General features: G+C 52.3%; 3 protein-coding genes. All 3 read right to left on the bottom strand.

Annotation, left to right across the window (positions count from 1 at the left end):
• Positions 1 to 342: 342 nt before the first annotated feature.
• The 3 genes from ACG2E4_RS18190 to ACG2E4_RS18180 are packed head-to-tail and all read right to left on the bottom strand — an operon-like array spanning position 343 to position 2,652.
• On the bottom strand, positions 343 to 1,089 hold the full coding sequence (locus ACG2E4_RS18190) for a uroporphyrinogen-III synthase (RefSeq protein ID WP_395262547.1): 747 nt from the start codon (positions 1,087 to 1,089) through the stop codon (positions 343 to 345).
• A gap of 31 nt (positions 1,090 to 1,120) precedes the next feature.
• Entirely contained in the window at positions 1,121 to 2,272 is a 1,152-nt protein-coding gene (locus ACG2E4_RS18185) for a BamA/TamA family outer membrane protein (RefSeq protein ID WP_395262546.1), read from the bottom strand.
• Positions 2,273 to 2,283: 11 nt separating this feature from the next.
• Positions 2,284 to 2,652 (bottom strand): carboxymuconolactone decarboxylase family protein, encoded by a 369-nt coding sequence (locus ACG2E4_RS18180; RefSeq protein ID WP_395262545.1) that lies wholly within the window; start codon positions 2,650 to 2,652, stop codon positions 2,284 to 2,286.
• Positions 2,653 to 3,019 lie beyond the last annotated feature (367 nt).

The following is a 3,019-nucleotide window of genomic DNA, read 5'->3' as shown; positions in this document are numbered from 1 at the left end:
GTGCGGAAGCCGAAGCAGGCGGGGGTGGATGCCCTGCCGGTGAGGACTTTGATAGCGGGCAGCCGGCGTGACGGACCATCAACATCCACGCCTGCTGTGGCCGGAGCGGGTGCCCCATTCACCACCGGAGGATGGGAATTATGAATGAAGAATTAAAAATTATGAATTTCGAAGGGGAGATCGTATGAACGAGTTATAGCATCATGCCCAAGACCGGAAGAATTTCTGTCTGACGAGGGGCGGGCGACGATCCTAAACAGCGGCAACAAACGAATTCCGCCCCGAGGAGTTAAATTCTTCTTGAGTTTTTGGTTCCTTTTGGGTCAAGCCAAAAGGGTCAACCTATCCCCCTGCCAATTCCTTTACCCGCTCAAAAATAGAGGGCCAGTCGCCCTCGGCAACCACGTCCGCCTGTACCTTGTGGTCGCCGGCAAGCTTCTCTGCCACAGCCCGATCTCCGGCGATAATGGATGATGCTGACGCAAACACCTCGGGAAAAGCGGCCCCGATACGGTTGACGGCCCGCCGTGAGTGGCAGACAACGGTATCGGGTTGATGATCGCGTATCCAGCCCTGGTAGGTCTCCAGCTCATTGCCGGTCGGTCCTTTCAACTCGTAAAAAGCCCGCTCGTTGACTTCAATATCGAGCTCCTTGAGCAGACCGGGGATCTCTTCATTTTTGTGGGTGCCACAGGGATAGAACACTGTACCCAGCCGGCGCAGGCGCATCAAAAACTCCAGCATTTTAATCGGCTCTTCGCTGCCCGGAAATATCGCCGGGACGCCCTGCTCTTCGAGGTAATCCGCGGCACGCTGGTGGCTGACCAGGTTGATACGATTTTTTATTACTTCCAGCAGGTTTTGCTCCCTGGCCTGTTCAATAAAAAAACGGGCGTTTCGCTTGTGACCGTAGATAATATTTTCAGTTTCCTCCAGCAGTGCGGGCAGGTCGCCGGTATCGGTCTCAAGCGGCACATATCTTTCGAGCGGAAGGTGAAGAACGCTGATCTCTTTCTCCCCGCTCCATTCCAAAAAATCCTCTGCATCCTCCATTGCTGAAGTCAGCAGTATGGTTAGATCCGTTGACATGCTTTGACCGTATATCTTTTTGTTTAAAACGTTAAAATGTATATCCGATTCCCACGTAAATCCGCATCATATCCTCCGAAAATCCTGCTTCGCCCCGCAGGATAAAATCGGGACTAAACAGCGACATCGTGCCACCCACGCCCACCGTCTGCTTGTAATCCGAAAACAGGTCGCCCCAGTCATCCTTCTCCGTAAAAACACGACCCACATCCGTAAAAAAGTGTCCACCCAGCTTGATCTGGTACCGGGGAAAGTTGAACACCCATTTCCGCACTTCCAGGGAGTAGGCGATGGATGAATTCCCCAGGAAACGGTTCAGGGCATATCCCCTGAGCGTCTCGTTATTCCCGAGCGCAGAAAGTTCCCAGTACGGGAGATCGCCGGAGGCGTGGCGGCCTTGCAGCCGGTTTGCCACTGTTACCCAGTTAAATAGCCGGAAGTATTGGCGGAAATCGCCTTCGAGCGTCACCAGCCCGTAATCACTTAATAAAAACGTGGGGGAAGCGCGCAGTTCCACTTTCGCCCGGTTGCCGGACGTGGGATCAAACTCGCTGTTCCTGTTTTCCCAGATAAAACCGGTACTGACGGTGTTGATCCACCCGCCCGAGAGCCCTTTCGGGCGGTCTGCATTAAACTTTGAGACCTCTTCCTTTACCGACGGCAGCTCATACTTCGTGCCGATTCCAAAAAGCAGGTCAAATCGGGCATCCCGGTCCCTGAATAACGGCTGGCGCCCTTCGTAGGCAACCTCAATCTTTTTTGATTCGAAAAAATAGTACTCCTCGTCAAACCGCTGCTCATCAAATGGGGTGTTGTTCCCGATGCCGAAGTAGTAATCATACATAAAACGATAGGCAAAAATCGAGAGCGTACTGCGGATGTCGGTCCCGAAGGTCTGCGTCTGGTCATATTCCAGCTCCAGGCTGAACATGCCCCTGGTGGAGAGCAGGGCCGTAGATTTAATATAATTCCGGAAGGGAGTAACGCCCCCGCTGTAGTCAATCCGGCTGTACAGACCGCCTCCGATAAGTCCCAGGTCCGAGTCGTATGCCAGTGCCGGGAACAGGGTGGACTGCACCGAATCAGCTCCCACCGGGCCGGTTCCTATCTGGGCGTGCGCCGGCCTGCTGAGCAGGCAAAGGGCAAACAGCCCGAAAACAGAAAGCTGCAAATATGTAACCATGCGATCCCTGTTCAATCCAGCGCCCCCTCTTTTTCCAGCAGCTCCAGGGTTTCAACGGCGTGTCGAAGATGCGGAATGACGATGCTCCCTCCCACCGTCAACGCCACATTCAGGGCGTCAACAATCTCCTGCTTGCTGAACCCGGCTTCGGCACACTGCTCCAGGTGGTAGTCGATACAGTCGTTACAGCGCATCACTGTTGAGGCCACCAGTCCCAGCAGCTCTTTGGTTTGGGAAGACAAGGCCCCATCTCGGTAGGTATTCGCATCGAGATTAAAAAATCGTTTGATACCGAGATGATCCAGGTCCATAATCTTGTCATTCATCTCCGCGCGGCGCACACGGAATTTTTCCAGCCGGCTTGTGTCTTGTTCACTCATATGCATCCAGTTTATCACTCTAGAATCAAGCTGGTAAAGATAGCATATATTATTCTGAACTTTTAATGCCTTTTTATTTAGGAGACCTTTGTGGGGAGTCTTTGCAAAACCGTTGTTTTTCCTAATTCCATTTAATTTGCACCTGTAAAATCTTCATATATAAATCATACTGCAGTTTTCAACTGATGAAACCGGGATCCTGTACAGGCGGCAGCGGGTGCCCCATTCACCACCGGAGGATGGGAATTATGAATGAAGAATTAAAAATGATGAATTTCGAAGGGGTACCGGGAAGAAGAACGCGGGGGGTTCCCCCTTGTGGCAGTTATGATGGAAAAGCGGTAAATGATGTTCGAAGGGGGTGCAG

This window comes from Halalkalibaculum sp. DA384 (genome assembly GCF_043951955.1).
Lineage (GTDB): Bacteria > Bacteroidota > Rhodothermia > Balneolales > Balneolaceae > JAMQKA01.
The sequence above is the reverse complement of the archived record's forward strand: the minus strand, read 5'-3'. Positions and strand labels throughout refer to the sequence as shown.

What these genes read in the sequence shown, in the direction of transcription:
- ACG2E4_RS18190 (WP_395262547.1), bottom strand. Translation starts at nt 1,089, where the DNA reads ATGTCAACGGATCTAACCATACTGCTGACTTCAGCAATGGAGGATGCA.
- ACG2E4_RS18180 (WP_395262545.1), bottom strand. Translation starts at nt 2,652, where the DNA reads ATGAGTGAACAAGACACAAGCCGGCTGGAAAAATTCCGTGTGCGCCGC.
- ACG2E4_RS18185 (WP_395262546.1), bottom strand. Translation starts at nt 2,272, where the DNA reads ATGGTTACATATTTGCAGCTTTCTGTTTTCGGGCTGTTTGCCCTTTGC.